This is a genomic window from Mobilicoccus sp. (assembly GCF_032060985.1).
In the GTDB taxonomy this organism is placed as follows: domain Bacteria; phylum Actinomycetota; class Actinomycetes; order Actinomycetales; family Dermatophilaceae; genus Mobilicoccus.
In genome coordinates this window covers 147073-170269 of the sequence record NZ_DAMBGD010000002.1, presented here as the reverse complement: position 1 = coordinate 170269, position 23197 = coordinate 147073, and the positions used below count along the sequence as shown (strand labels likewise).

Genomic DNA, 23197 nt, shown 5'->3' with positions numbered 1-23197 from the left:
CATCCTCGCTCAGGTGGCGCGGCCCGGCGCACCGGGGCCCCGCTCGCTCGTGATGCTGTCTCTGACGTGGGCCATCGCCGTGCCCAGGCGCCGGAACCCCTCCGGTCCGAGGCGGTCGATGAGGTGATGTCGCACGCTGGCGACGTGCACGGGTGCGACCTCGTCGAGCAGGTCCGCGCCGGCGTCGGTGAGCCACAGCTCGACGCCCCGCCCGTCGTCCTGCGCGGGTCGTCGGCGCACGAGACCCCGCTTCTCCAGACGGCTCGCCGTGTGGGTGAGCCGGCTGCGGGACTGCACGACGGACCCGGCGAGGACCGACATCCGGATACGCCGCCCCTCGGTCTCCGAGACGACGGCGAGGATCTCGTACTCCCCCAAGGTGAGTCCGTGCCCGCCGAGGTCCTCCTCGAGCGCGTCCTGGATGAGGCGCGTGGCCGCGAGGTAGGCCCGCCACGACTGTTGCTCGTCGTCGGTGAGCCAGGTGCCCGGGGGGACGGGTCGCTGCTGGGCCATGTGGGATCCCGTTCGTTCCAGCGGAGGTCACGCCTGGAGTCGGCGAGCCACCTCGAGGGCGTGGTACGTGAGGATCGACCCCGCCCCCGCGCGGGCGATCGAGACGAGCGACTCCATGACGACCCGGTCGCGGTCGATCCAACCGCGCTCCGCGGCGGCCTCGATCTGCGCGTACTCGCCCGACACCTGGTAGGCCGAGGTGGGCACCCCCGCCTCGCGCGCGACCTCGCTGACGGCCCGCAGGACGTCGAGGTAGGGCAGCGCCGGCTTGACCATGACGATGTCGGCGCCCTGCTCGATGTCGAGACGCACCTCCCGCAGCGATTCCGACAGGTTGCGCGGATCCTGCTGGTAGGTCGAACGGTCGCCCTCGAGGGTCGACTCGACGGCCTCGCGGAACGGCCCGTAGTAGCCCGAGGCGTACTTGGCGGCGTAGGCGAGGATCGCGACGTCGGCACGGCCGTGGTCGTCGAGCGCGTCACGCACGACCCCGACCTGGCCGTCCATCATCCCCGACAGCCCGAGGACATGGGCGCCTGCGTCGGCCTGCGCCCTCGCCATCGCGGCGTAGCGCCCGAGGGTGGCGTCGTTGTCGACGACGGTCTCGCCGCGGGCGTCGGTGGTGAGGACGCCACAGTGGCCGTGGTCGGTGAACTCGTCGAGGCACAGGTCCGCCATGACGATCGTGTCGTCCCCGACGGCCTCGCGCACCCGGGCCAGCCCGAGGTTGAGGATCCCGTCGGGGTCGTCGGCGCCGGTGCCGGTGGCGTCCCGGGTCTCGGGCACGCCGAAGAGCATGACCCCGCCGACGCCCGCATCCGCCGCCTCGCGCGCCGCGGCCACGAGGGAGTCGAGGGAGTGCTGCACGACGCCGGGCATCGAGGTGATCGGCACCGGGGAGGTCGCGCCCTCGCGGACGAACATCGGCAGGATGAGGTCGGCGGGGTGCAGACGCGTCTCGGCGACGAGGTTGCGCATCGCCGCCGAGCTGCGCAGACGCCGGGGTCGTACGCGGCCGACGGGGTCGCCCGAGGGGCCTCGCACGCTGCGCGAGGAGGCCGGGTCCGCGGTGGAGTGGGGGCCGGACATCAACGGGCCTTCCGGCTGCGCACGGGACGACGGTCGCTCGGACGGCGTACGTCCTCCCCCGCCTCGAGGGCGGCGGCGCGCATCTGCCGCCCGTAGGCGGCGAGGCCGTCGACGAGGGAGTCCGACGACGCCTCCTCGGCGATGACCGAGACCGTGAGCCCGTTCTCCTCGGCCGTCCGCGCGGTGGCGGGTCCGATGCAGGCGACGACGGTCGTCGGGTGCGGCTTGCCGGCGATGCCGACGAGATTGCGCACGGTGGAGGACGACGTGAAGATCACGGCGTCGAACGCGCCCTGCTTGATCGCGTCGCGGATCTCGACGGCCGGCGGCGCCGCGCGCACGGTGCGGTACGCGGTGACGTCGTCGACCTCCCAGCCCATGTCCTGCAGGCCGGCGACGAGGGTGTCGGTCGCGATGTCGGCGCGCGGGAGGAACACCCCGTTGATGGGGTCGAGGACCTCGTCGTAGGCGGGCCACACCTCGAGCAGGCCCTTGGCGGACTGTTCCCCGCTCGGCACGAGGTCGGGCTCCAGGCCCATCTCGCGCAGCGCGTCGCACGTGACCCCGCCGACGGCGGCGATCTTGAGCCCCGCGAAGGCCCGCACGTCGAGGCCGATCTCCTCGAGCTTCTCGCGCACGGCGCGCACGGCGTTGACCGAGGTGAACCCGACCCACTCGTAGCGGCCGGTGACGAGTCCCTTGATCGCGCGCTGCATCTGCTGCGGGGTGCGCGGGGGCTCGACGCTGATCGTGGGGACGGTCTCGCCGCGCGCGCCATACTCGGCGAGCCGGTCGATCGTCGCCCCGGCCTGGTCCTTCGTGCGCGGCACGAGGACACGCCACCCGAACAGCGGCTTGGTCTCGTACCAGGACATCTCGTCGCGCAGCGGCACGGTGGCGCCGACGAGCGCGGCCTCGGGGCGCAGATCCCCGGCGCGGAGCAGTTCGGGGGCGTCGGCGAGCGTGGAGGTCGTCGTGCGCTGGTCGGTCGTCGTCGCGTTCTCGGTGAGGGCGACGGGGGTGTCGGCGTCGCGGCCGGCCTCGAGGAGCCGCTCGAGGCCGTCGGCGAGCTGGTCGGCGTCGCCGAGGACGACGACGGTGGTCGCCTCGCCCACGCCGCCGCTCCAGTCGGCGGTCGAGGCGCCGGCGTCGACGATGTGCACCGAGCCCGACTCCCGCGAGGTGAGCGGGATGCCGGCGTAGGCGGCCACGCCCGTGGAGGTGCTCACGCCCGGGACGATCTCGGTGGTGTGCCCCGCCTTGTGGGAGGCGCTGAGCTCCGCGGCGAGGCCGTGGAAGGCCGTCGGGTCACCGGTCATGAGCCGGACGAGAAGGCCGCCGCCCCTGCCCTCGCGCGCGGCGTCCTTGCCCACCTGCGTGGCGGCGCGGGCGACGAGCTTGGCCCACGAGGCGTGCGTGAGGGCGTTGGTGCGGTCGCCGTCGCTCGTCTCGATGATCGTCACGTCGGGACGCCCGTACTGGCGGGCGAGGGCCTCCGTGGCCGCGTCGTCGACGACGACCGCGTCCGCGGCGGCGAGGAGTTCGGCGGCACGGACGGTGAGGAGGGAGTGGTCGCCCGGTCCGGCTCCGACGAAGGCGACTCGGGTCGCGGGGCTGCCGGAGGCCGGGCGGGGCGTGGAGGTCCGGCGGGGGGTGCTCACGGTTTCTGCTCCTTGGGGGCGCCCACGTCGTTCGGGCTGTGCGGGTGGCCCCCGGAGTGCTCCGGTGACCTCGTTCGTTCGGGGGTACGGGCGAGGAGACTCGCCGGGATGCGGTCCGCTCCCGCCGCGAGGAGTTCCTCCGCGAGTGCCACGCCGAGGTCTTCGGGGGCGGACGCGTCGCCGGTGGCGCTGCGGCGCAGGGCGATCGCAGCGTCGTCGCTGCCCGCGAAGGCCGAGAGGGTGAGGCGGTCGTCCTCGTCGATCGTGGCGAGGGCGCCGACCGGTGCGGTACACCCGGCTTCGAGGGCCCGCAGCATCGCGCGTTCGGCGGTGACCGCCGTCCGCGTCGCCGCGTCCTCGAGGGCGGCGAGCACCGCCACGACCTCGGGGTCGCTCTCGCGGCACTCGACCGCGAGGGCACCCTGGCCGGGGGCGGGAAGCATGATGTCCGTCGGCAGGATGTCGGTGATCTCGGCGTGCCGGCCGAGGCGGCGCATGCCTGCTCCGGCGAGGACGACGGCGTCGAGGTCGCCGTCGGTCACACGGCGGATTCGGCTGCCGACGTTGCCGCGGATCGGCTCGACGTGCAGATCGGGCCGGTGGGCGGCGAGCTGCGCGGCGCGCCGGGGGGACCCGGTGCCGATGCGCGACCCGGCGGGCAGGTCCGCGAGCGTGAGCCCGTCGCGGGCGACGAGCACGTCGCGCGGGTCCTCGCGCGTCGGCACGGCGGCGACGAGCAGACCGGGCTCGGGCAGGACCGGCAGGTCCTTGAGGGAGTGCACGGCGAGGTCGACCTCACCCGCACGCAGCGCCTGCCGCAGGGCCGAGGCGAACACCCCCGTCCCGCCGATCTGCGTGAGCGGGGCGTGGTTGACGTCGCCCTCGGTGACGACCTCGACGAGCTCGACGGTGTGCCCGCCCTGCCGGAGCAGGTCGGCGACCCATCCCGACTGGGTCGTCGCGAGCGCACTGCGCCGGGTGCCGAGGCGCAGGACGCGCCCCTGACGGACGTCGTCGCGGGTGCTCCCGGCGCTCAGGGCCGGGTCGGCGGTGGTCGCGGGCGGAACGGTGTCGGTCACGACAGGTCCCCCGCTCCCCCGCGCTTCGGCGGGCGGGTGACGACGGAGACGTGGGCGTGGTCGAGGTCGAACAGCTCACGCAGGGCATCGGCGTACCCGCCCTCGACGCCGCGACCGCGGGCGGTGAGTTCCTTGACGCGCACGGTGGGGGTGTGGAGCAGTTTCTCGACGACTCGGTGGACCGCCAGCTTGACCTCCGCGCGGACCACGGGGTCCATGTCGGGGGCGCGCGCGTCGAGCCGCGCCATCTCCGAGCGCACGACGGAGGCCGCGTGCTGACGCAGGGCGGCGACGGCCGGGCCCACGGCCTCCTGGCGGCGCGAGACGAGGAACGTGGCGACCTCGGCGACGACGAGATCCTCGACCTGGCGCAGGGTCTCACCCCCGATGCTGGCCTCCTTGAGCTCGCGGCCGAGGTCCTCGAGGGCCGACACGGCGCAGCCGGGCAGCTCTGCGACCTCCGGTTCGATGTCCCGCGGGAGCGCGAGGTCGACGAAGGCGAGGGGACGGTGCGGGCGGCGGGACATGGCGGCGTACACGGTGGCGACGTCGAGGACGTGACCCATCGCGCCGGTGCACGAGACGACGATGTCGGCCTCGGCGAGGGCGTCGGGAAGGTCGTCCCAGGCGAGAGCCGTGGCCCCGGTCGCGGCGGCCAGACGTGTGGAGCGCTCGGGGGTGCGGTTGACGACGGCGAGCGAGGCCGCGCCGCGACGCGCGGCGGTGGTGGCGACGAGCGAACTCATCGCGCCCGCACCGACGACGAGCACCGAGGCTCCCGTGATCGGCCCGACGTGCTGCTCGGAGCGATCGAGACCGGTGCCGACGAGCGAGGAACCGTAGCGGTCGAGTTCGGTGTCGGAGTGCGCCTTCTTGCCCACCCGCAGCGCGTGCTGCAGCAGGAGGTTGAGTTCGTGACCGACCGCACCCGAGGCCTGCCCGCGAGCGAGCGCGTCGCGGATCTGGCCGAGGATCTGCGCCTCACCCACCGCCATCGCGTCGAGCCCGCACGCCACGGAGAAGACGTGGGCGATGGCCCGGTCCTCGTAGTGGACGTAGAAGACGGGGTTGAGCTCATCCCGGTCGACACCGGTGGCGTGCGACACGGCCTCGCCGATGTGGGCGACCGCTCCGTGGAACGCGCTCACCTCGGCGTACACCTCGAGACGGTTGCACGTGGCGAGCAGCGCCACTTCGTCGATGTGTTCGCCGGCGAGGAGGACCTCGGTGAGGGCGTCGGCGGCGGCCGCGTCGAGCGAGATGCGCTCGAGCAGGGACACCGGTGCACTGTGGTGGGAGATTCCCATGACCACGAGGCTCATCGGGCCACCCCCCGCACACAGTCGGGGAGCACCACATTACGATGGCGGCGTCGCCCGTCCGTGGCCGAGAGGGCGTGAACGGTCAACGGTGTCTCCGTCTCTTCATAGACGACGTACCGGCGATGGGACGGTCTCGTCCCGGCCAGGACTTCGTTCACCTTAGTTCCACCCCACGTCCGCGCCAAATGAGCGGGCTCCACGAGCCCGCGAGATCAGGCGCCTGCGGCGCCCCCACGTGGACGCCTCAAGCGCTGCGAGCCGCGCTCAGCCGCTGGGAGAGCTCGGTGCGCAGGCGGCGTTCACTGACCCGCCAGTAGTCGTGCGTCTCACCGTCGATGAGCGTCACGGGGATCTGCTCCCACCACATCGGGTCGGGATCGGTGATGTCGGGAAGCGACTTCTCCTCGAACTCCACGCCGAGCTCACCGGTCACCCGGGTCACGACGTCACGGGCCAGCGTGCACAGATGACACCCGGGCTTGGTGATGAGGGTGACCACGGGGGTCTGCGTGCTCTCCATGCCGACACTGTATGACGAGCGTCCGAGAACTCCGACATCACCGGGATGGATCGCCCGTCCAGGACGACCGCCCTCCCTCGTGCTCCCGCATGGACAGGGCGAGTGGGTCGGCCCCGGCGCCCGGCGCTCCCGAGAGACTCGTCACAACGGCGAACCCCGCACGACGAGCAACGCGTGCAGGGTGCGTTGGATGGTCGCCCGCACCTCGTCGGTGAGGTGGAACACGGTGAGCGGGTCGTCCGCGGCCTCCGGGCCGAGGGCGCGGGTGTCGATCGGAGTGCCGAACTCGATGATCCACTTCGACGGCAGCGGCACGAGGCCCAGCGGCCCGAGCAGCGGCCAGGTGGGGGTCACGGGGAAGTAGGGCAGGCCGAACAGTCGGGCGATCGAGGAGAGGTCGGCGATCCGCGGATAGGCCTCCTCGGCGCCGACGACCGAGCACGGGATGATCGGGACCTCGGCGCGCAGCGCGGTCGCGACGAACCCGCCGCGGCCGAACCGCTGCAACCGGTATCGCTCGCTGTAGGGCTTGCCGACGCCCTTGAACCCCTCCGGCCATACGCCGACGACCTCCCCGGCGGCGAGCAGGCGCGCGGCGTCGTCCTGGCTCGCGAGTGTCGTTCCCGTACGCCTGGCGAACTCGCCGACCAGCGGCATCCCGAACACGAGGTCGGCGCCGAGGGGGCGCAGGAACCGGTGCGCCGGGTGGGCGTCATGGATGGCGACGGCCGTCATGAGCGTGTCGACCGGGATGGTCCCCGAGTGGTTGGACACGACCAGCGCGCCCCCCTCGGCGGGGATGTTCTCGATGCCGCGGACGTCGACCCGGAACCAGCGGCGGTACAGCGGCCGCAGCACCGGCAGGTAGACGATCTCGGTGAACTCCCGGTCGAACCCGAACTCGTCGATGTCGTAGTCACCCTCGAGGCGGCGACGGAGGAACGCAAGCGTCGCGGCGACGACGCGGTCGGCCGCCTCGCCGTCGAGCCCGACGAGGTCGGCCGCGGCGTGCATCGCCCCGGCGAGACGCTCGACGAGGTCCCCCTCGGCGCCGGTGGGCACGAGCGCGAGCACCTGACGGATGAGCTCGTTCACTGGGCCTCCCGCTCCGCAGTCGTGGGGAACAGCACACCGGACTCGTCCTCGATCGTCCCGGTCGAGACGGTGGGCGCCCCGCCGCGGCGGGACACCGAGGGACGGGAACGCCGCCGGGGTGCCGAGTCGCGGACGTCGTGGTCGGCGACGGCGTGGTCGTCGGCGACGGCCTGGTCGTCGGCGGTCGCGGGGACGTCGGCGCCGTGGTCGTCGGCGCCGTGGTCGTCGGCGCCGTGGTCGTCGGGCCCGGAGCCGTGACGGAGCCGGCCGTCGGCGCCCATCGCCTCGTCGGTGTCCACGTCGCCCATGAAGCGGGCGTCCATGTACTCGTCGTGCGCGTCGTCGCCATCGGCGTCGTGGCCGTGGGTGTCGAGCAGGTCGGCGCCCCTGCCCCCCTCGCGCACCCCGGCGGGCCGGGCGCCGATGGGCCGGGAGCCTCCGGCCTCCGCATAGGGCGACGGCACGATTCCCCACACCTGCTGGGCGAACCGCTCGACCGCCTCACGGGTCGTCGCCGCCGGCGTGAAACGCAGCACCTCCCGCATCCGGGTGAGGTCGAGGCAACGGCCGTACATGACGAAGTCGATGTGGTCGGGCTCGATCCCCGAGACGCCGGCCCATCGGGTGAGCGCTCCGAGTGCGCGGCCCGTCGTCGTGAGGACGGGCATGGTGGGCCGATGCGCGATGCGCACGACCTGCCGCAGGGTGAGGACGCCCTCCGCGGCGACGTTGACCGTCCCGACCGGGTCGCCGCAGGCGGCGAGGGCGAGCGCGGCGACGGCGTCGTCCTCCGCGAGGGCCTGGACGCGCGCATCGAACCCGAACGGCAGCGGGACGACCGGGGCGCGCAGGTAGTCCGTCATCGCGCTGCGCGTGGATCGGCCGAAGACCTGCGCGAACCGCAGGACGCTCACCCCGACGTCCGGGCGCCGCTGCGCCACGGCCCGCACGTAGGACTCGACCTCGACGGCGTCGCGCACGTGGCCGCTGCGGGCGCGGGTGTCGACGGCGCTCGTCTCGGAGACCACGGCCGCGGCGGCCGGCGAGGCGCCGTACACCGAGCCGGTCGAGGCGAGGACGACGTGCCGCAACTCCGGCACGGCCTGGCAGACCCCGAGGAGCTGCATCGTGCCGATGACCGTGGCCTCACGGGCCGAGGTGCGCGCCGACCGCGTCGAGGGCTCGGTGGAGACGCCGGTGACGTGGACAAGGGTGTCGATGCGCGCCTCGCGCACGACACGACCGAGGAGGGGATTACGGACGTCGACGCGTAGGTACTCCGCCTCCCCGAGGGAGAAGCGTGGCGCCATGACATCGACGCCGATGACGCGCCCGACGTCGTCTCGACGGGCGAGCTCCCGCGCCACCCCTGCGCCGAGGTAGCTGGACACGCCGGTGACCAGGACCGTTGTCGTCATCACGCCTCCTCACCGGTGGTCGCGCCCGATCCTAGCCATTCGATGCGCCCGGACCACCCGAACGAGAGGGCCGTTCACCCTCCGGGCATGACCGAGGGTGAGTACCTCGTCCGTGGCGCGACCCCCGGCATCGCGGGCACCACGCCGTGCGGGCGGCACCGGACCGCCGCCGAGGAGGACACGAAGGCCGTGCCCGTCCGGTGAGGACGACCACGGCCCGTGAGTCGGCGGGGCCGACTACTTCTTGTTGCGACGCTGGTGGCGCGTCTTGCGAAGCAGCTTGCGGTGCTTCTTCTTCGCCATGCGCTTGCGGCGCTTCTTGATGACAGAGCCCATAGACAAAACCTCATCGATTCGCACCGGAGAGGCCCGGTGACTGGGGTGGTGCGAGGGTCGGCGCGAGTCGACCTCCGCGGCGGGTGAAACGGCGGACATGGTCGGCCGTGCACCGGCGGTCATGCTTTGCGCGCTTCGTACCCGGCCTCGGCGTCGCGCGGACGACACCGCGGCGGGTGATCCACACGAGCGTACCGTGCGCCCGAGCCCCGGGGGAAACCCGGTCGAGGACCCCTCGCTCCCCTTCGCCCCGACGGCCGCCCGGCACGCCCCTCGCGTCGCCTGCGCCGACCGATGTGGCAACGACAGCGGAGTCGATCGGCTCCCCGTCGATGGGTCGCGGCGATTCCGCAGGTCGGCGGGGCGCGCGGCGGTGGGCGGTGTCATCGACTCCGCCGATGTCGTCACATCGACCCGATCACCGCCGGCCGTGACGCGCTCGATTCGGCCGCGCACGCGGCCGCCACGACCCGGCCCCGGCCGGCTGAACGACGAAGCGGGGTCTCCCACCAGCCGGTGGAAGACCCCGCTTCACCCCCGTCCGCGCGACGGGGGCGGCGCGTCAGTCGAACCAGAGGTCCAGGCCGTGGTGAGGGAACACGGCCTCCCGCGTCTTCATCGCGGCGCGGTCGATGGGGTCCTCGGGGTCGTAGCCGACCTCCCACGATCGCCACCAGATGCGTCCGTCGTCGGAGGTCCCGTCGCCCATCATGTCGGGGGCCTGTTCGCCCAGTCGGGCGGTGACGTCGTCGAGCCATCCCTGCGGCACCGCCGTGTCGACGGGGATGGGTCGGTGCAGGGCGACCGCGGTGAGGTGGGTCCACGTGCGCGGCACCACCGAGACGACCTCGTAACCGCCGCCGCCGAGCGCGATCCACTTCCCGTCGCAGAGCTCGTGGGACAGGTCGTGGAGGGATTCGGCGAGGATGCGTTGGGCGTCCACCGACACCGACAGGTGAGCCAGTGGGTCGCGGAAGTGGGAGTCGGCGCCGTGTTGGCTGACGATGATCTGCGGTCGGAACGCTCGGAGCACCGCGGGCGCGACGGCGTGGAACGCCCTCAGCCATCCTGCGTCGCCCACCCCGGGGGGCAGGGCGAGGTTGACCGCACTGCCGGGAGCGTCGAGACCGCCGATGTCGTTGGGGAATCCGGTGCCGGGGAACAGGATCGTGCCGGTCTCGTGGACCGAGATCGTGAGGACCCGCGGGTCGTTCCAGAACATCCGCTCAACGCCGTCGCCGTGGTGGGCGTCGATGTCGACGTAGGCGATCCGTTCGGCACCCTGCTCCAGCAACCAGTCGATGGCGACGCCCGCGTCGTTGTAGATGCAGAAGCCGGAGGCCGAGTCCCGCATCGCGTGGTGGAGACCGCCGGTGAAGTTCACGCCGTGCTTGACCTCACCCCGCCACACCCCCTCGGCGACGGCGCGGCTGCCCTCGGCGATGCGGGCGCTCACCTCGTGAATTCCCGCGAACGCCGGGTCGTCCTCGGTGCCGAGGCCGAAACGCAGGTCGGCGTGACCGGGATCGACCGAGGCCCGCTTGACCGCGTCGATGTAGTCGGTGGAGTGGACCCGGGTGAGGAGGGCGTCGTCCGGGGTGTCGGGCGCGATGATCTCGCACTCGGAGTCGAACAGGCCGAACGAACGACACAACCGCGCCGTGAGATCGAGCCGGATCGGGTTCATCGGGTGGCCCTCACCGAAGTCGTAGCCGGTGAAGGAGTCGTCCCAGACGATGCGGGCCTGTGTCGTCATGGCCAGAACGCTATCGGCCGCGACCACCTCGGCGGCCGGGAGTGGTCCCGGCGATTCGGGTGGGGTGGTGACGACGACGGCCGCGCCCCCGTGAGTGGGGGGCGCGGCCGTGGCGGTCGTGAGGTCGAGGTCAGCGACGCAGCGCCAGGACCATCGCCATCTCCTCGGTCATTCCGTTCGCGCGCCCGGCGTCGGTGCGCGGCTCGCGGCGGTGCTCGGTGGGACGGAACCCGTAGCTGCTCGCGAACGCGACGGCCGGGACGTTCTCCGTGCCCACCCAGTACACGAGCTGACGCGCACCCTGGCGTTCTGCGGCCTCGCTCGCGGCGACGACGAGCTTGGCGGCCATGCCCTCACCGCGCAGCTCGGGCGTCACCCAGAGGCTGAACAGCTCCGCCGCGTCGTCGAAGAGCGCCTCGTCCATGCGGAGCGAGGCGATGCCGACGGACTCCGAGCCCTTGCGGATGAGCAGGCGCGTCGACCGGTTCATGCGGTCGCGCCACAGCTGCTCGTCGTACTGCTCCTCGGTCTCCACGTCGGCGACGAAGGCGTCCGGGGACTCACGCAGGGCTCGCAGGCGCATGTCGCGGTACTGCTCCCATTCGTCCTCCGCGAGGGTGCGGATCGTGATCTCCGACATCGGTTTCCTTTCATCGCGGCACCGCAGGCCCCCGCCGGCGGATCGACAAGCAGCGTAACAGCGCCCGGAGACACCCCGGTGACGCGTGGGGAACGACGAGGTGCCCTCGGGACCAGCGGGATCGGGCTCAGGCGCCCAGCTCGCCGGCGCGGCGTGTGGCGGCGGACACAGCGGCGGACATCCGGTACCGCACGGCCCCCTCATCGAGCAGCCGGAGCGCGACGGCCGTGCTGCCGCCGGGGCTCGTCACCTGTTCGCGCAGCGTCGAGGCGGGCTCGTCGGACTCGACGAGCATGCGCGCCGCGCCGAGGATCGTCTGTGCGGCGAGGCGTACCGCGAGATCCCGCGGCAGTCCCTCGTGGACGCCGCCCTCGGCGAGGGCGTCGGCGACGTAGAAGATGTACGCAGGTCCCGATCCGGACAGACCACTCGCGGCGTTCTGCTGGGACTCGGGCACGACCTCCGTCTGCCCGCACGCGCGCAGGAGGGTGTCGACGACCTCCAGCTGCTCGGCCGTGCAGTCGCGGCCGGCGGTGACGACGAACATCCCCTCCCCCACCAGGGCCGGAGTGTTCGGCATGACCCGCACGACGGGGACCCCGTCTCCTGCGTGGCTCTCGAGGGTGGCGAGGGTGACCCCGGCGGCGAGCGACACGACGATCGAGTCGCCGCCGAGTTCGTCCGCGATCTCGTCGAGCACGTCCGCGACGAGGTAGGGCTTCACGGCGAGGACCACGACGGACGCGCCGCGCACGGCCTCGGGATTGTCGGTGCCGGTGGACACCCCCTGCTCCTCCCACCGGGCGCGCGTGCGGTCGGCGAGGTCGGTGACGCGGGCGTGCTCCGGCGGCAGACCGGCGGCGAGGAGCCGTCCGAGAACGGCCCCGCCCATGTTGCCGGCGCCGAGGAAGGTCACGGTGCCGGTGAAGCCGGACAGGTCGGGGGCGTCGGTGCTCATCGATCCTCCTGGGTGGGTTGCGGGTGCGGTGGGGACGTGGGCCGCTCGGGGCGGACGCGCGGCCTGCGGCGAGGGCGCCGGTCCCGTGGGGCGGGCGCGGCTCCGTCACGGCGGTGGCGCTCGGTGCCGGTTCGGACGTCAGAACGCCGTGGCACGCATGAGTTCGAGGATCTCGCGGGGGCTGTCCGCGACACGACGAGCGAGGTAGGGGTACCAGTCCTCGCCGAAGGGGACGTAGATGCGCATGGTGTCGCCGCGGTCGGCGATCTCGGCCTGCTTCTCGGTGCGCACCCCGTAGCGGAGCTGGAACTCCATGCTCGTGCGGGGGCGCCCGACGTGGGCGGCGAGGGTCTCGGACAGGTGGATGAGCCGCTCGTCGTGGGTGGCGACGACGACGCGTCCGGCGCCCTCGATCAGCGGCTGGATCGCGCGCACGTACGCCTTGTCGACCTCGCTGCGGCGGGTGAAGTGCCCCTCCTCGCGGGCGGCGGCGGCGCCCTTGGTGAGGCGGACCCGGGCGCCGGTGCCGGCGAGGTCGTGGGCGTCGGCCTCGGTGCGGCGCAGGCACGCGGGCAGGGAGATGCCGAGGGTGGGGTGGTCCGCGCGCAGCTCGTGGAAGGCCTCGACGGTGACGTCGGGGGAGATCGCGTCCTCGACCTCGAGGGTGAGGGTGATGCCGTGCTCGGCGCCGAGCTCGGTGAGTTCACGCAGCCTGTCCCGGGCGCCGGTGCGACCCTGGCCGCCGAGCCCGGCGCCGAACGTCGACAGACGCACGCTCACGTCCGCGGCACCGTCGTCCGTCAACCCGGCGTCGGTGAGGCGGCGGATGAGCTTGCGCACCCGCTTGGCGCGCTTCTCCACGCCCGGCAGGTCCTGCGGTTCGGCGACGAGGTGGGTGACGCTCACGGCACGGCCCCGCGCCGCGAGCCACTGAGCGACATCCATCGCCGACGAGATCGACTCCCCGGCGACGTACCGGCGCACGATCTCGTGACTCATCGTGCGGTTCTCGGCGGCGCGCCTCAGTCGGGCGTCGGTGGCCACGCGGAGCAAGGTGTCCTGCACGGTCGGACGAGCGGATCCCACGCCGTCTCCTGTCGGTCCTGCCTCGACGCGCGAGGCTCACGGGCGAACGACGCCAGGCTATCCGCCACGCCCCGTCCCCACCCGATCACGGCCGCGGATCCGAGCGGCGTGGCCGGTGGAGTCGGCCATGCGGGGTGTCACCCCGATCGGGCGCGGCCGGGCGGAACGCCCCTCACGGCCCGGCGTCGGCGGTCGGGGCGGCCGTGGGGGACGCTCCTATGGTTCGTCAAGCCGTGGGTGGGCCTGATTCGAGGATTCGGTAGAGGTCTCGGATGATGTAGCGCTTGAGGCATCGGCGGATTTCGCGTGGGGTCTTGCCTTGGCTGGTGCGTCGGGCGGTGTAGGCCTGGGTGGTGGCGTCGTAGCGTTGGCGGGACAGGACGATGGTGTGGATCGCGCGGTTGAGTTGTCGGTCGCCGTACCTGTTCAGCCGGTATCGCGTCGTGACTCGGCCGCTGTTGGCGGGGATGGGCGCGATGCCGGCGAGCATCGCGAACGCGGCCTCGGAGTGGATCCGGCCGGGGTGGGACCAGGCGCACAGCACGGTCGCGGCCACGATCGGGCCCACGCCGAACAGGTCGAGCAGGTCAGCATGCCACGCCTTGACCAGCACGGTGATCTGCTTCTCCAGGTCGGCGGCCTCGGCCGTGAGGGCCTGAACCCGGCGGGCCAGGGTCCGCAGGACGTGCCGGGTGGTCGCGGTCTCGACGTCATCGCTGCGGTGGGCGCGCAGCGTGGCGGCACGCTGGACCCGTTCGGTGCCGGTGGCCTGCCCGAGGGTGGCGCGCAGGGTTTCCGGGGCGGCCACGATCAGGGAGAACATTTGTCGTTGCGCGATGGTGGCGGCCTCGACGGCCGAGCGTCGCGCAGCCAGCAGCACCGAGAGGCCTTGGCGTTGTCCGCCGGCGCGGGGAGTTCCCCGCACGGGACGACTCATCGCTTCGCGAGCTGCCCGGACCGCGTCGAGCGGGTCGGACTTGGCGCCGTGGCGGCGGGCGATCCGCTGCGGGCGGTCGAGTTCGAAGACGACCTCGGCGTCCCTGGCGAGCACGCGGGTCAGTCCGGCGCCGTGCCCGCCGGTGCCCTCGATCGCCCAGGCCCGGGCCGGGGAGTGTTCGCCGGCCCAGGCCAGCAGGTCCTCATACCCGGTCGGGGTGGTCGGGATGGTCATCTGGTCCAGGACGGCGCCGGTCGCAGTGTCCACGATCGCGGCGGTGTGGGTATCGACGTGGGTGTCGACCCCGATGACGATGTCGGCGACATCGGACAGACTGGTCATGCGTTCCTCCACTAGCTCCGGATGGACGTTGATCCGGTCCGGGAGGAGTCACGGCAGGACTGTGATGGGACACGACGACGCCGAGAACGTCGCCGGTCAAGCTCCTGATCAGGCCAGTAAGACTTCGACCGGGCCGGGTCGTCGATCCCGAACGGACAAGTCCCGAGCAAGGCACGAAGCCAGTCAGACGATGAGTCACGAACGAGACCGACGACCACAGCCCATCACCGATGGACCGCCTTCACACCCTCACAGTCAGCGGTCGGCGAGGCCCCGGGCGAAGTGCGTGCGGGCGAACTCGAGGGATTCGCGCAGGTAGGCCTCGCGCCCCTCGGCCTTCTGCTTGCGGGTGCCGACCTCGACGGCGACGACGCCCTCGTAGGAGTCACGGGCGAGGCGGTGGAGGAACTCCTCGCACGGCTGGGAGCCACGGCCGGGGACGAGGTGTTCGTCCTTGGGCGACCCGGACCCGTCGGTGAGGTGGACGTGCGCGAGACGGGAGCCGAGGTCGGCCTGCATCTGCAGGACGTCGCTGCGGGCCGTCGCCGCGTGGGAGAGGTCGAGGGTGACGTGTTCGTACGGCTGCGGCACCGGGTCCCAGCCCGGCAGGTAGGCCTGCACGTGACGTCCGGCCCGCCAGGGGTACATGTTCTCCACGGCGAGGATGAGACCGAACTCCTTCTCCCGAGCGGCGACCCCCTCGACGAAGGACGCGGCGTACTCCTTCTGCCACCGGAACGGCGGGTGGAGGACGACGACGTCGGCGTCGACGTCGTGCGCGAGCTCGATGGAGCGGTCGACCTTGTCCCACGGACTCGTGCCGTAGACCCGCTGGGTGACGAGCAGCGTGGGGGCGTGGATCGAGCGGATCGGCAGACCGTGCCGCTCCGACAGCTCCCGGAGACCCGCGGCGTCCTGGGTGGCGGGATCGGCGAGGACCATGACCTCGATGCCGTCGTAGCCGAGGGACTCGGCGATCTCGAAGGCCTGGGCGGGCCCCAGGGGATACACGGATGACGTCGACAGCGTGACCGTTACCCCGGTGGACTCACTCATGGCGCTCAGCCTAGGTGTCGCCGCGGGCGGCTGCGTCCCCGTCCACGCCGTGAGGAGGGTCGGGACTCGCGTCACGGTCGGCGACGTCCTCGCCGAGGACGCGGGCGGCCGTGCCCGCGTCGGTGACGAGATGGGTGGCGTACCCGCTCGCGAGCGCGACCTCGAGGGGCCGGATCTTCGAGGGACCCCCCGCGACGAGGATGCGCGTGGGCTTGGCGCGCAGGTCGGCGAGGGAGATCCCGACGGTGCGTTCGTCGAGTTCGGGGAGGGCGATGTCGCCGTTCTCGTCGAAGAAGCGCGAACACATGTCCCCGACGGCACGCACCTGGAGGGCCTCGCGCTCCTCGTCGGTGAGGTGGCCGAGGTTGAAGAGCATCGCCTGCGGGGAGATGCCGCCGACGGTGAAGATCGCCGTCGGCGCCTCCCGCCCGAGGTCGAGGATGTGCCGGATGTGCCGCTCGCCCTCGACGATGCGCTTGACCTCGGCGGAGTCGAAGATGACCGGCAGCGGCAGCATGCGGGGGTGCGCGTCGAAGGCCCGGCAGAACGACGTCATCGTCTCGACGTCGTTCGTCGACCGCGGCGTCAGCGACAGACCGCCCTTGAGCTGCACGAACTCGACTCCGTGCCGCGGTTGGGGGGTGAGGGCGCGGGCGACGGCGTACATCGTCTCTCCCCAGCCCACGCCGACGAGATCTCCGTCGGCGATCTCCTCGGTGAGCACCTCGGCCCCGAGGCGGCCCAGTTCGCGGGTGAGAGCCGCGCCGGTGTGCGCGGTGTGCGCGAGGCGCACCTCGGCGAGGTCGAACCGCTGGGCGAGCCGGTCGGCGAGCGCCGAGCCCGTCTCGCGCGGGTCGCGGATCTCGATGGCGACGAAACCGCGCTCCTTCGCGTGCTGCACGAGCTTGCTCACCGTGGGGCGGGAGACCCCGAGGCGATCGGCGACCTCACCCTGGGAGAGGCCGTCGCGGTAGTAGAGCTTCGCGGCGTCGATGGCCTGCTCGTCGCGGGGGTTCACGGGGGGAGCTCCGTTCGGGACGGGACGGGCCGCCCGGTCCCGACCGAGCAGGGCGTGCGCCTGTCGGACGGTGGGACCGGACGGCCGTCGTGGGTGGTCACCAGTGTCGACGGCGCGGGGCGGGGTGCGCGACAGGCGCGCCCGAGGGTCGCCTGAGAGGCGCGCCCGCACCGTCACGACGGTGTCAGCTGGCGACGACCCCGACGATCGCCGCGTTGAGCAGGTTGGTGCACGTGCCGGCGAGCAGGGCGAGCAGGCCGAGCCTGGCGACGTCGCCGCGTCGCTCGGGGCACAGCCCGCCGAACGCGCCGATCTGGATCGCGATCGAGGACAGGTTCGCGAACCCGGCGAGGGCGAACGTCGAGATCATCACGGCCTTCGGCGAGAGAGTGCCGACCTCCTGGGAGAACGCGGTGAACCCGACGAACTCGTTGAGGACGGTCTTCTGACCGATGAAGTTGCCGACCGTCATGGCCTCGTTCCACGGCGTGCCGATGAGCCAGGCGATCGGCGCGAAGACCAGACCGAACAGGCCTTCGAGCGACCATCCCTCCTGCCCGAACAGCGACCCGATCCCGCCGACCAGGGCCGAGCCCATGGCGATGAGCGCGACGAACGCGATGAGGAGACAGGCGACGATGACGGCGATCTTGCCCCCGCTCATGGCACCGCGGCCGATGGCGTCGATGAGGTTGCGGGACTCGGTGTCGCGGACGTCGCGCACGCTCGCGTCGTTCGTCGGGACCTCGGTCTCGGGGAAGAACGCCTTGGCCATGAGCAGCGAGCCGGGGGCGTTCATGATCGAGGCCGCGAGCAGGTAGGGCAGCGGCGCCCCGAGCAGGGAGTACCCGATGAGCGTCGACCCCGCCACGGCGGCGAACCCGCCGGTCATGCACGTGAACAGCTCCGCCGTGGTGAGCGTGCGGATGTACGGGGCGATCATGAGCGGCGCCTCGGACTGGCCGAGGAAGATGACGGTCGAGGCCCAGATGCCCTCGACCTTGCTCGTGCCGAGGAGTTTCTGCAGCGCCGTGCCGATGATGTCGACGATGAACTGGATGACGCGCAGGTAGTAGAGCGCCCCGATGATCGCGCCGAGGAAGATGATGACCGGCAGCACGTTGAGCGCGAAGACGAATCCCTTGCCCTCCTCGGGCATGAGGCTGCCGAACACGAACTCGGTGCCCCGGTCGGCGAAGTGGATGGCGTCGGTGAACGCCGTGGCGACCGCCTCGAGGGCGCGGAAGCCGGGCTCCCACTTGAGGACGAGCAGCGCGAACAACACCTGGAGGGCGAGGCCGACGCCGAGGGTGCGCCAGTTGATGCGGCTACGGTGGCGCGACATCGCGATCGCGAGGCCGAGGATGGCGGCGATGCCGAGCAGACCCTGGAAGCGTTCCACGGCTCAGGCCTCCTGTCCGGGCAGGTCGGCGGGGCCGAAGCCGTGGGGCAGGATCTGCGCGAAGGGGTAGGCGCGGGGGTGGCCGTCCTCCTCGACGACGACGCTCTGGCAGCCGAACTCGTGGAGCACCTGCCGACAGACACCGCACGGGAAGCAGGGGGAGGCCTTGAGCCCCACGACGGCCGCCTTGACGACGACCCGGTCGTCGGTGCGCGTCGTTCCGTTCTCGCCGACCTCGCCGCGGCTCGCCGCGATCATGCGGGTCGCGGCCGTGCGCTCGGCGCAGATCGTGAGGCCGTAGCTCGCGTTCTCGACGTTGCAGCCCGTGACGACCTCGCCGTTCGCGAGCAGCAGGGCGGCACCGACGGGGAACGCGCTGTAGGGGACGTAGGCCCGGCCCGCGGCCTCGCGCGCGAGATCCAACAGGTGGGCGTCGTCGGGGACCTGCGGTGGACTCGTGGTGGGAGTCGTCATCGTCGCCACTCTTCCCGCCGTCGCCGACCTCGCCGACGGCCTCGTCGTCTGCGCCGACGCGTCATGACGTCGGTCGTGGTGGGCATCCTGCCAGGCGGCACATATGTAAGCAAGAGGGTTGACAAAGGTTCTCCGGGATCGGGAGGATGCCGGTGTCGGCGACACCGGACCGGTCCGCGACACCCCTGCCGCACCACGGCCACCCCGCTGCGGGTCGGCCGAGTGCGAGGACCACCGCAGGCCCCCGCGACACCGACGCACACGACCGCACCGCACGACACCACCACTCGACGAGGAGAGGGACGAAACCGTGGCCGAGAAGTTCGACGCCGTCGATGTCATCCGTACGAAGAGGGACTCGCAGCGTCTGTCCGACGCGCAGATCGACTGGGTCGTCGACGCCTACACCCGTGGCGTCGTCGCCGACGAGCAGATGGCGGCCCTCGCCATGGCGATCTTCCTCAACGGCATGGACCGCGAGGAGATCGCCCGCTGGACGGCCGCGATGATCGAGTCCGGCGAGCGGATGAGTTTCTCCCAGCTCTCGCGGGTCACGACCGACAAGCACTCCACCGGCGGTGTCGGTGACAAGATCACCCTGCCGCTGGCCCCGCTCGTCGCCTCCTTCGGCGTCGCGGTGCCCCAGCTGTCCGGCCGCGGTCTCGGCCACACCGGTGGCACCCTCGACAAGCTCGAGGCGATCCCGGGATGGCAGGCCTCCCTCGAGAACGCCCGCATGATGGAGATCCTCGACGAGGTCGGCGCCGTCATCTGCGCCGCGGGCTCGGGCCTCGCGCCCGCCGACAAGAAGCTCTACGCCCTCCGCGACATCACGAGCACCGTCGACTGCATCCCCCTCATCGCGAGTTCGATCATGAGCAAGAAGATCGCCGAGGGCACCGGCGCGCTCGTCCTCGACGTCAAGGTCGGCTCCGGCGCCTTCATGAAGACGCAGGACGACGCCCGTGAACTGGCCCGCACGATGGTCGACCTCGGGACCGACGCCGGCGTGCGCACGGTCGCGCTCCTCACCGACATGTCGCGTCCGCTCGGCCGCACCGTCGGCAATGCGCTCGAGGTCCGCGAGTCCGTCGAGGTGCTCGCCGGCGGCGGACCGGCCGACGTCGTCGACCTCACGGTCGCCCTCGCGAGCGAGATGCTCCACCTCGCCGACGTCGAGGTCACCGAGGACGACCTGCGCGGCGCGCTCGCCGACGGCCGCGCGATGGACACGTGGAAGGCGATGATCCGCGCCCAGGGCGGCGAGCCCGACGCGCCGCTGCCGACCGCGGCCCACACCCACGACGTCGTCGCCGAGCACGACGGCGTCCTCACCGAGCTCGACGCCCTCGCCGTCGGTGTCGCCAGCTGGCGCCTCGGTGCCGGGCGCGCCCGCAAGGAGGACCCGGTGCAGGCCGGTGCGGGCATCGAGATCCACGTCGAGCCGGGGCGGCGCGTCACCGCCGGCAGCCCGCTCATGACCCTGCACACCGACATCCCCGAGTTGTTCGAGCGGTCCTTGGAGTCCCTCGACGGCGGCTACACGATCGACCCCGATGCCGCCGAGGGCACCGGAGCCCGTGGCGACGTCGTCCTCGAACGTCTCGGCTGACCGAGCGCAGGATCGCAGTCGAGGATGTGATGAGGCGGTCGCCATGACGACCACCCGACCGCATCCTCGGCTGCGATCTCACCCCCCTCGCTCCCCCACCCCCGCCCTCACGGCTCAGCGCCCCCATCGACAGGAGACCCCGTGTCCACGCAGCCCACGCGCGAGAGCATCGCGCGCCTCATCGACCACACGCTCCTCAAGCCCGAGGCCACGCCCGAGCAGGTCGCGGCGCTCGCCGCCGAGGCCGGCGAACTCGGGACGTTCTCGATCTGCGTCTCACCGAGCCTGCTGCCGGTCAGCGTGCCCGCGGGCGTCAAGGTCGCGACCGTGTGCGGATTCCCCTCCGGCGCCCACAAGCCCGAGGTCAAGGCCGCCGAGGCCGCCCGCTCGGTTCGCGACGGCGCCGACGAGGTCGACATGGTCATCGACCTCGCCCAGGCCCTCACCGGACGCTTCGAGGCGGTCGAAGCCGAGATCCGCGCGGTCCGCGAGGCCTGCCCCACCGACGGGGAACACCCCGTCCTGCTCAAGGTCATCATCGAGTCCGCCGCGCTCACCGACGAGCAGATCGTCGGCTGCTGCGAGGCGGCAGAGCGGGCCGGGGCCGACTTCGTCAAGACCTCGACGGGCTTCCACCCCGCGGGCGGCGCGAGCGTCGAGGCCGTCGCCCTCATGCGTCGGACCGTCGGCGACCGGCTGGGGGTCAAGGCGAGCGGCGGCATCCGCACGACCGAGGCGGCCCTGGCGATGGTCGAGGCGGGCGCGTCCCGCCTCGGGCTCTCGGGCTCGAAGGCCGTCCTCGACGGTCTGGGCGACTGACGCCGGGGGCGCGGCGCGCGGCCGGTTTCGGTCGTCCATGCCGAGGGCCGACGCCGCGCCCCCGCCGGAGACGTCACCGCCTGGGCCGGGCGAGGATCACGCCGTCGGCCGGCACGGCGGGCGATGAGGCACCAGGCGTCGCGGCGGGGCGCGCGGTCGGGCCTGCCCGACACCTCGCCCGAGGAGAGATCACCCGCAAGGAGGCGCGAGCGACAGTGGCCGGGAGACCGGCCGCCGAGAGATGACGGCCCGGCAAGTCGGGCCGACGTGACGGACGACGTGACCGAGGAGACGGAGTTGAGCATGAGCGGATCGACCATCGAGGATCTCGTCCGCGCCGCGCAGGCGTGGGCGGAGCACGACCCGGACGAGACGACGGCGAGGCGACTGCGAGCCCTCGCCGACGGCGCCCTGGAGGGGAACGAGGCGGCCGCCGCCGACCTCGCGTCCCGCTTCGCCGGGCCCTTGCAGTTCGGTACCGCCGGCCTCCGCGGGGCCGTGGGCGCCGGGGAGTCGCGGATGAACGTCGCGGTCGTCACGCGGGCCACGGCCGGACTGGCGGCCTGGCTGACGGAGACGGTCGGCGCGGGCCCGCGCGTCGTTCTCGGCTGCGACGCCCGGCACGGGTCGAGCGACTTCCTGCGGGCCGCGGCCGAGGTCGTCTCCGCGGCGGGCGGCACCGCCCTCGTGCTCCCCGAGAAGCTGCCGACGCCGGTCACGGCGTTCGCGGTGCGACATCTGAACGCCGACGCCGGAGTGCAGGTCACGGCCTCGCACAACCCGCCCGCGGACAACGGGTACAAGGTCTACCTCGGCGGACGCGCGGCCTCCGGCGAGGGGTGCGGCGTCCAGATCGTCCCGCCGGCCGACGCCGGCATCGCGGACGCCATCGCCGCCGCGCCCCCCGCCGACGAGGTGCCCCGCGACCGCGAGCGCATCGAATCCCTCGGGCCGGAACTCCTCGAGGCCTACCTCGACCGTGTCGGCTCCCTCGGGCGCGTGGAGGCGCCCGGCGGCCCCGCAGCGGGAGCGACCCCGGACGGGGACGCCGCGCCGACCGCACCGGGCAGCATCCGGATCGTCCTCACCCCCATGCACGGCGTCGGCGGCGAGACCGCGGTCGAGGCGTTGCGGCGGGCCGGGTTCGGGGACGTCCACGTCGTGGCCCAGCAGGCCGATCCCGACCCGGACTTCCCCACCGTGAGCTTTCCCAACCCCGAGGAGCCGGGGGCCATCGACCTCGCTCTCGAGCTCGCCCGTGAGGTCGAGGCGGACGTCGTCATCGCGCTCGACCCGGATGCCGACCGGTGCTCCGTGGGCACCCGCGGACGCGACGGCGCCTGGCGCCAGCTCACCGGCGACGAGATCGGCGCGCTCCTCGGCGAACAGGCCGCCGCCGACGCCACCCGCGAGGGCGACACCCTGGCCTGCTCGATCGTCTCGGGGCGGCTGCTCGGGCGGATCGCCGAGGCGCACGGCCTGCGCTGGGCGCAGACCCTCACCGGGTTCAAGTGGATCGCCCGCACGCCCGACCTGCGCTTCGGCTACGAGGAGGCGATCGGCTACTGCACGGATCCCGAGGCCGTCCGCGACAAGGACGGCATCAGCGCCGCGGTCCGCGTCGCCCGTCTCGTCGCCGATCTCGCCGCCGACGGCCGCACGCTCGCCGACGCCCTCGACGACCTCGCCCGGGCCCACGGCCTGCACGCGACCGCCCCGCTGTCGTTCCGCGTCGCCGACCTCTCGCTCATCGCCGACGCGATGGCCCGCCTGCGCGCCACGCCCCCGACGGTCCTCGCGGGATCGCCGGTCGTCGAGTTCGCCGACCTCGCCGACGGATACGGCGACGTCGGCCGCACCGACGGCCTGCTCTTCCGCACCGAGGACGACGACCGCGTCATCGTCCGCCCGTCCGGCACCGAGCCCAAGCTCAAGTGCTACCTCGAGGTCGTCATGCCCGTCGCCGAGGGCGAGGACGTCCCCCACCGGGCCGCACGCGAGCGGCTGGTCCGTCTGTCCGAGGACGTCCGGCACGCCGTCGGCCTCTGAGGGCCGCGGTCCCCG

At 72.7% G+C, this 23197-nt stretch carries 21 protein-coding genes; 3 read left to right on the top strand and 18 right to left on the bottom strand.

The features are described 5' to 3' along the window. Positions 1 to 9 precede the first annotated feature (9 nt). The 18 genes from RT054_RS02515 to RT054_RS02430 form a co-directional block, all read right to left on the bottom strand. Positions 10 to 513 carry a MarR family transcriptional regulator gene (locus tag RT054_RS02515; RefSeq protein WP_312722453.1) on the bottom strand — a complete coding sequence of 168 codons (504 nt, stop codon included), beginning with the start codon at positions 511 to 513 and terminating at the stop codon, positions 10 to 12. A gap of 27 nt (positions 514 to 540) precedes the next feature. Next, a complete protein-coding gene (gene hemB, locus RT054_RS02510) occupies positions 541 to 1602 on the bottom strand; it encodes a porphobilinogen synthase (protein ID WP_312722455.1) in 1062 nt (353 codons plus the stop codon). Beyond that, positions 1602 to 3263 (bottom strand): uroporphyrinogen-III synthase, encoded by a 1662-nt coding sequence (locus tag RT054_RS02505; RefSeq protein WP_313022023.1) that lies wholly within the window; start codon positions 3261 to 3263, stop codon positions 1602 to 1604. Before RT054_RS02505 ends, hemB begins: the two co-directional genes overlap by 1 nt. Then, on the bottom strand, positions 3260 to 4300 hold the full coding sequence (hemC, locus tag RT054_RS02500; RefSeq protein WP_312722461.1) for a hydroxymethylbilane synthase: 1041 nt from the start codon (positions 4298 to 4300) through the stop codon (positions 3260 to 3262). The genes RT054_RS02505 and hemC overlap by 4 nt, the downstream gene beginning before the upstream one ends. Positions 4301 to 4338: 38 nt before the next feature. Further along, entirely contained in the window at positions 4339 to 5649 is a 1311-nt protein-coding gene (locus RT054_RS02495) for a glutamyl-tRNA reductase (protein ID WP_396837186.1), read from the bottom strand. Positions 5650 to 5908: 259 nt separating this feature from the next. Beyond that, positions 5909 to 6184: a glutaredoxin family protein gene (locus RT054_RS02490; protein WP_312722458.1), complete on the bottom strand. Its 276-nt coding sequence runs from the start codon at positions 6182 to 6184 to the stop codon at positions 5909 to 5911. 141 nt (positions 6185 to 6325) lie between these two features. Next, complete coding sequence (locus RT054_RS02485; RefSeq protein WP_312722459.1) at positions 6326 to 7279, bottom strand: lysophospholipid acyltransferase family protein; 954 nt, start codon at positions 7277 to 7279, stop codon at positions 6326 to 6328. Continuing rightward, positions 7276 to 8697 (bottom strand): NAD-dependent epimerase/dehydratase family protein, encoded by a 1422-nt coding sequence (locus tag RT054_RS02480; RefSeq protein ID WP_313022019.1) that lies wholly within the window; start codon positions 8695 to 8697, stop codon positions 7276 to 7278. Before RT054_RS02480 ends, RT054_RS02485 begins: the two co-directional genes overlap by 4 nt. 237 nt (positions 8698 to 8934) lie before the next feature. Continuing rightward, positions 8935 to 9033, bottom strand: coding sequence for a 30S ribosomal protein bS22 (locus RT054_RS02475; protein ID WP_003792170.1), 99 nt, complete (start codon positions 9031 to 9033; stop codon positions 8935 to 8937). Positions 9034 to 9595: 562 nt separating this feature from the next. Continuing rightward, positions 9596 to 10789 (bottom strand): acetoin utilization protein AcuC, encoded by a 1194-nt coding sequence (locus RT054_RS02470; RefSeq protein WP_313022015.1) that lies wholly within the window; start codon positions 10787 to 10789, stop codon positions 9596 to 9598. Positions 10790 to 10919: 130 nt separating this feature from the next. Further along, positions 10920 to 11429, bottom strand: coding sequence for a GNAT family N-acetyltransferase (locus RT054_RS02465; protein ID WP_312721689.1), 510 nt, complete (start codon positions 11427 to 11429; stop codon positions 10920 to 10922). A 127-nt stretch (positions 11430 to 11556) separates the two neighbouring features. Next, positions 11557 to 12387 carry a pyrroline-5-carboxylate reductase gene (gene proC, locus RT054_RS02460; protein ID WP_312721691.1) on the bottom strand — a complete coding sequence of 277 codons (831 nt, stop codon included), beginning with the start codon at positions 12385 to 12387 and terminating at the stop codon, positions 11557 to 11559. Positions 12388 to 12525: 138 nt separating this feature from the next. Continuing rightward, the gene (locus tag RT054_RS02455) at positions 12526 to 13473 is read right to left on the bottom strand and encodes a proline dehydrogenase family protein (protein WP_312721693.1); all 948 of its coding nucleotides are present in this window, start codon (positions 13471 to 13473) and stop codon (positions 12526 to 12528) included. Positions 13474 to 13699: 226 nt separating this feature from the next. Continuing rightward, positions 13700 to 14752 carry an IS110 family transposase gene (locus tag RT054_RS02450; protein ID WP_313022010.1) on the bottom strand — a complete coding sequence of 351 codons (1053 nt, stop codon included), beginning with the start codon at positions 14750 to 14752 and terminating at the stop codon, positions 13700 to 13702. A gap of 255 nt (positions 14753 to 15007) precedes the next feature. Then, a complete protein-coding gene (locus RT054_RS02445; RefSeq protein ID WP_313022008.1) occupies positions 15008 to 15808 on the bottom strand; it encodes a sugar phosphate isomerase/epimerase in 801 nt (266 codons plus the stop codon). Between the two features lie 10 nt (positions 15809 to 15818). Then, on the bottom strand, positions 15819 to 16826 hold the full coding sequence (locus RT054_RS02440) for a sugar-binding transcriptional regulator (RefSeq protein WP_313022006.1): 1008 nt from the start codon (positions 16824 to 16826) through the stop codon (positions 15819 to 15821). 184 nt (positions 16827 to 17010) lie between these two features. Then, a complete protein-coding gene (locus RT054_RS02435) occupies positions 17011 to 18228 on the bottom strand; it encodes a nucleoside transporter C-terminal domain-containing protein (protein ID WP_312721699.1) in 1218 nt (405 codons plus the stop codon). 3 nt (positions 18229 to 18231) lie between these two features. Continuing rightward, complete coding sequence (locus tag RT054_RS02430; protein WP_313022004.1) at positions 18232 to 18702, bottom strand: cytidine deaminase; 471 nt, start codon at positions 18700 to 18702, stop codon at positions 18232 to 18234. 310 nt (positions 18703 to 19012) lie between these two features. Between RT054_RS02430 and RT054_RS02425 the strand changes: the two genes are divergently transcribed. From RT054_RS02425 to RT054_RS02415, 3 genes are all read left to right on the top strand, one after another. Then, entirely contained in the window at positions 19013 to 20314 is a 1302-nt protein-coding gene (locus RT054_RS02425; RefSeq protein ID WP_313022001.1) for a thymidine phosphorylase, read from the top strand. A 141-nt stretch (positions 20315 to 20455) separates the two neighbouring features. Beyond that, positions 20456 to 21133, top strand: a complete 678-nt coding sequence (deoC, locus tag RT054_RS02420) for a deoxyribose-phosphate aldolase (RefSeq protein ID WP_313022000.1) — start codon at positions 20456 to 20458, stop codon at positions 21131 to 21133. A 303-nt stretch (positions 21134 to 21436) separates the two neighbouring features. After that, positions 21437 to 23182 carry a phospho-sugar mutase gene (locus tag RT054_RS02415; protein WP_313021998.1) on the top strand — a complete coding sequence of 582 codons (1746 nt, stop codon included), beginning with the start codon at positions 21437 to 21439 and terminating at the stop codon, positions 23180 to 23182. Positions 23183 to 23197: the final 15 nt, after the last annotated feature.

What these genes read in the sequence shown, in the direction of transcription:
- RT054_RS02515 (WP_312722453.1), bottom strand. Translation starts at nt 513, where the DNA reads ATGGCCCAGCAGCGACCCGTCCCCCCGGGCACCTGGCTCACCGACGAC.
- hemB (WP_312722455.1), bottom strand. Translation starts at nt 1,602, where the DNA reads ATGTCCGGCCCCCACTCCACCGCGGACCCGGCCTCCTCGCGCAGCGTG.
- RT054_RS02495 (WP_396837186.1), bottom strand. Translation starts at nt 5,649, where the DNA reads ATGGGAATCTCCCACCACAGTGCACCGGTGTCCCTGCTCGAGCGCATC.
- RT054_RS02490 (WP_312722458.1), bottom strand. Translation starts at nt 6,184, where the DNA reads ATGGAGAGCACGCAGACCCCCGTGGTCACCCTCATCACCAAGCCCGGG.
- RT054_RS02480 (WP_313022019.1), bottom strand. Translation starts at nt 8,697, where the DNA reads ATGACGACAACGGTCCTGGTCACCGGCGTGTCCAGCTACCTCGGCGCA.
- RT054_RS02475 (WP_003792170.1), bottom strand. Translation starts at nt 9,033, where the DNA reads ATGGGCTCTGTCATCAAGAAGCGCCGCAAGCGCATGGCGAAGAAGAAG.
- RT054_RS02470 (WP_313022015.1), bottom strand. Translation starts at nt 10,789, where the DNA reads ATGACGACACAGGCCCGCATCGTCTGGGACGACTCCTTCACCGGCTAC.
- RT054_RS02465 (WP_312721689.1), bottom strand. Translation starts at nt 11,429, where the DNA reads ATGTCGGAGATCACGATCCGCACCCTCGCGGAGGACGAATGGGAGCAG.
- proC (WP_312721691.1), bottom strand. Translation starts at nt 12,387, where the DNA reads ATGAGCACCGACGCCCCCGACCTGTCCGGCTTCACCGGCACCGTGACC.
- RT054_RS02450 (WP_313022010.1), bottom strand. Translation starts at nt 14,752, where the DNA reads ATGACCAGTCTGTCCGATGTCGCCGACATCGTCATCGGGGTCGACACC.
- RT054_RS02445 (WP_313022008.1), bottom strand. Translation starts at nt 15,808, where the DNA reads ATGAGTGAGTCCACCGGGGTAACGGTCACGCTGTCGACGTCATCCGTG.
- RT054_RS02430 (WP_313022004.1), bottom strand. Translation starts at nt 18,702, where the DNA reads ATGACGACTCCCACCACGAGTCCACCGCAGGTCCCCGACGACGCCCAC.
- RT054_RS02415 (WP_313021998.1), top strand. Translation starts at nt 21,437, where the DNA reads ATGAGCGGATCGACCATCGAGGATCTCGTCCGCGCCGCGCAGGCGTGG.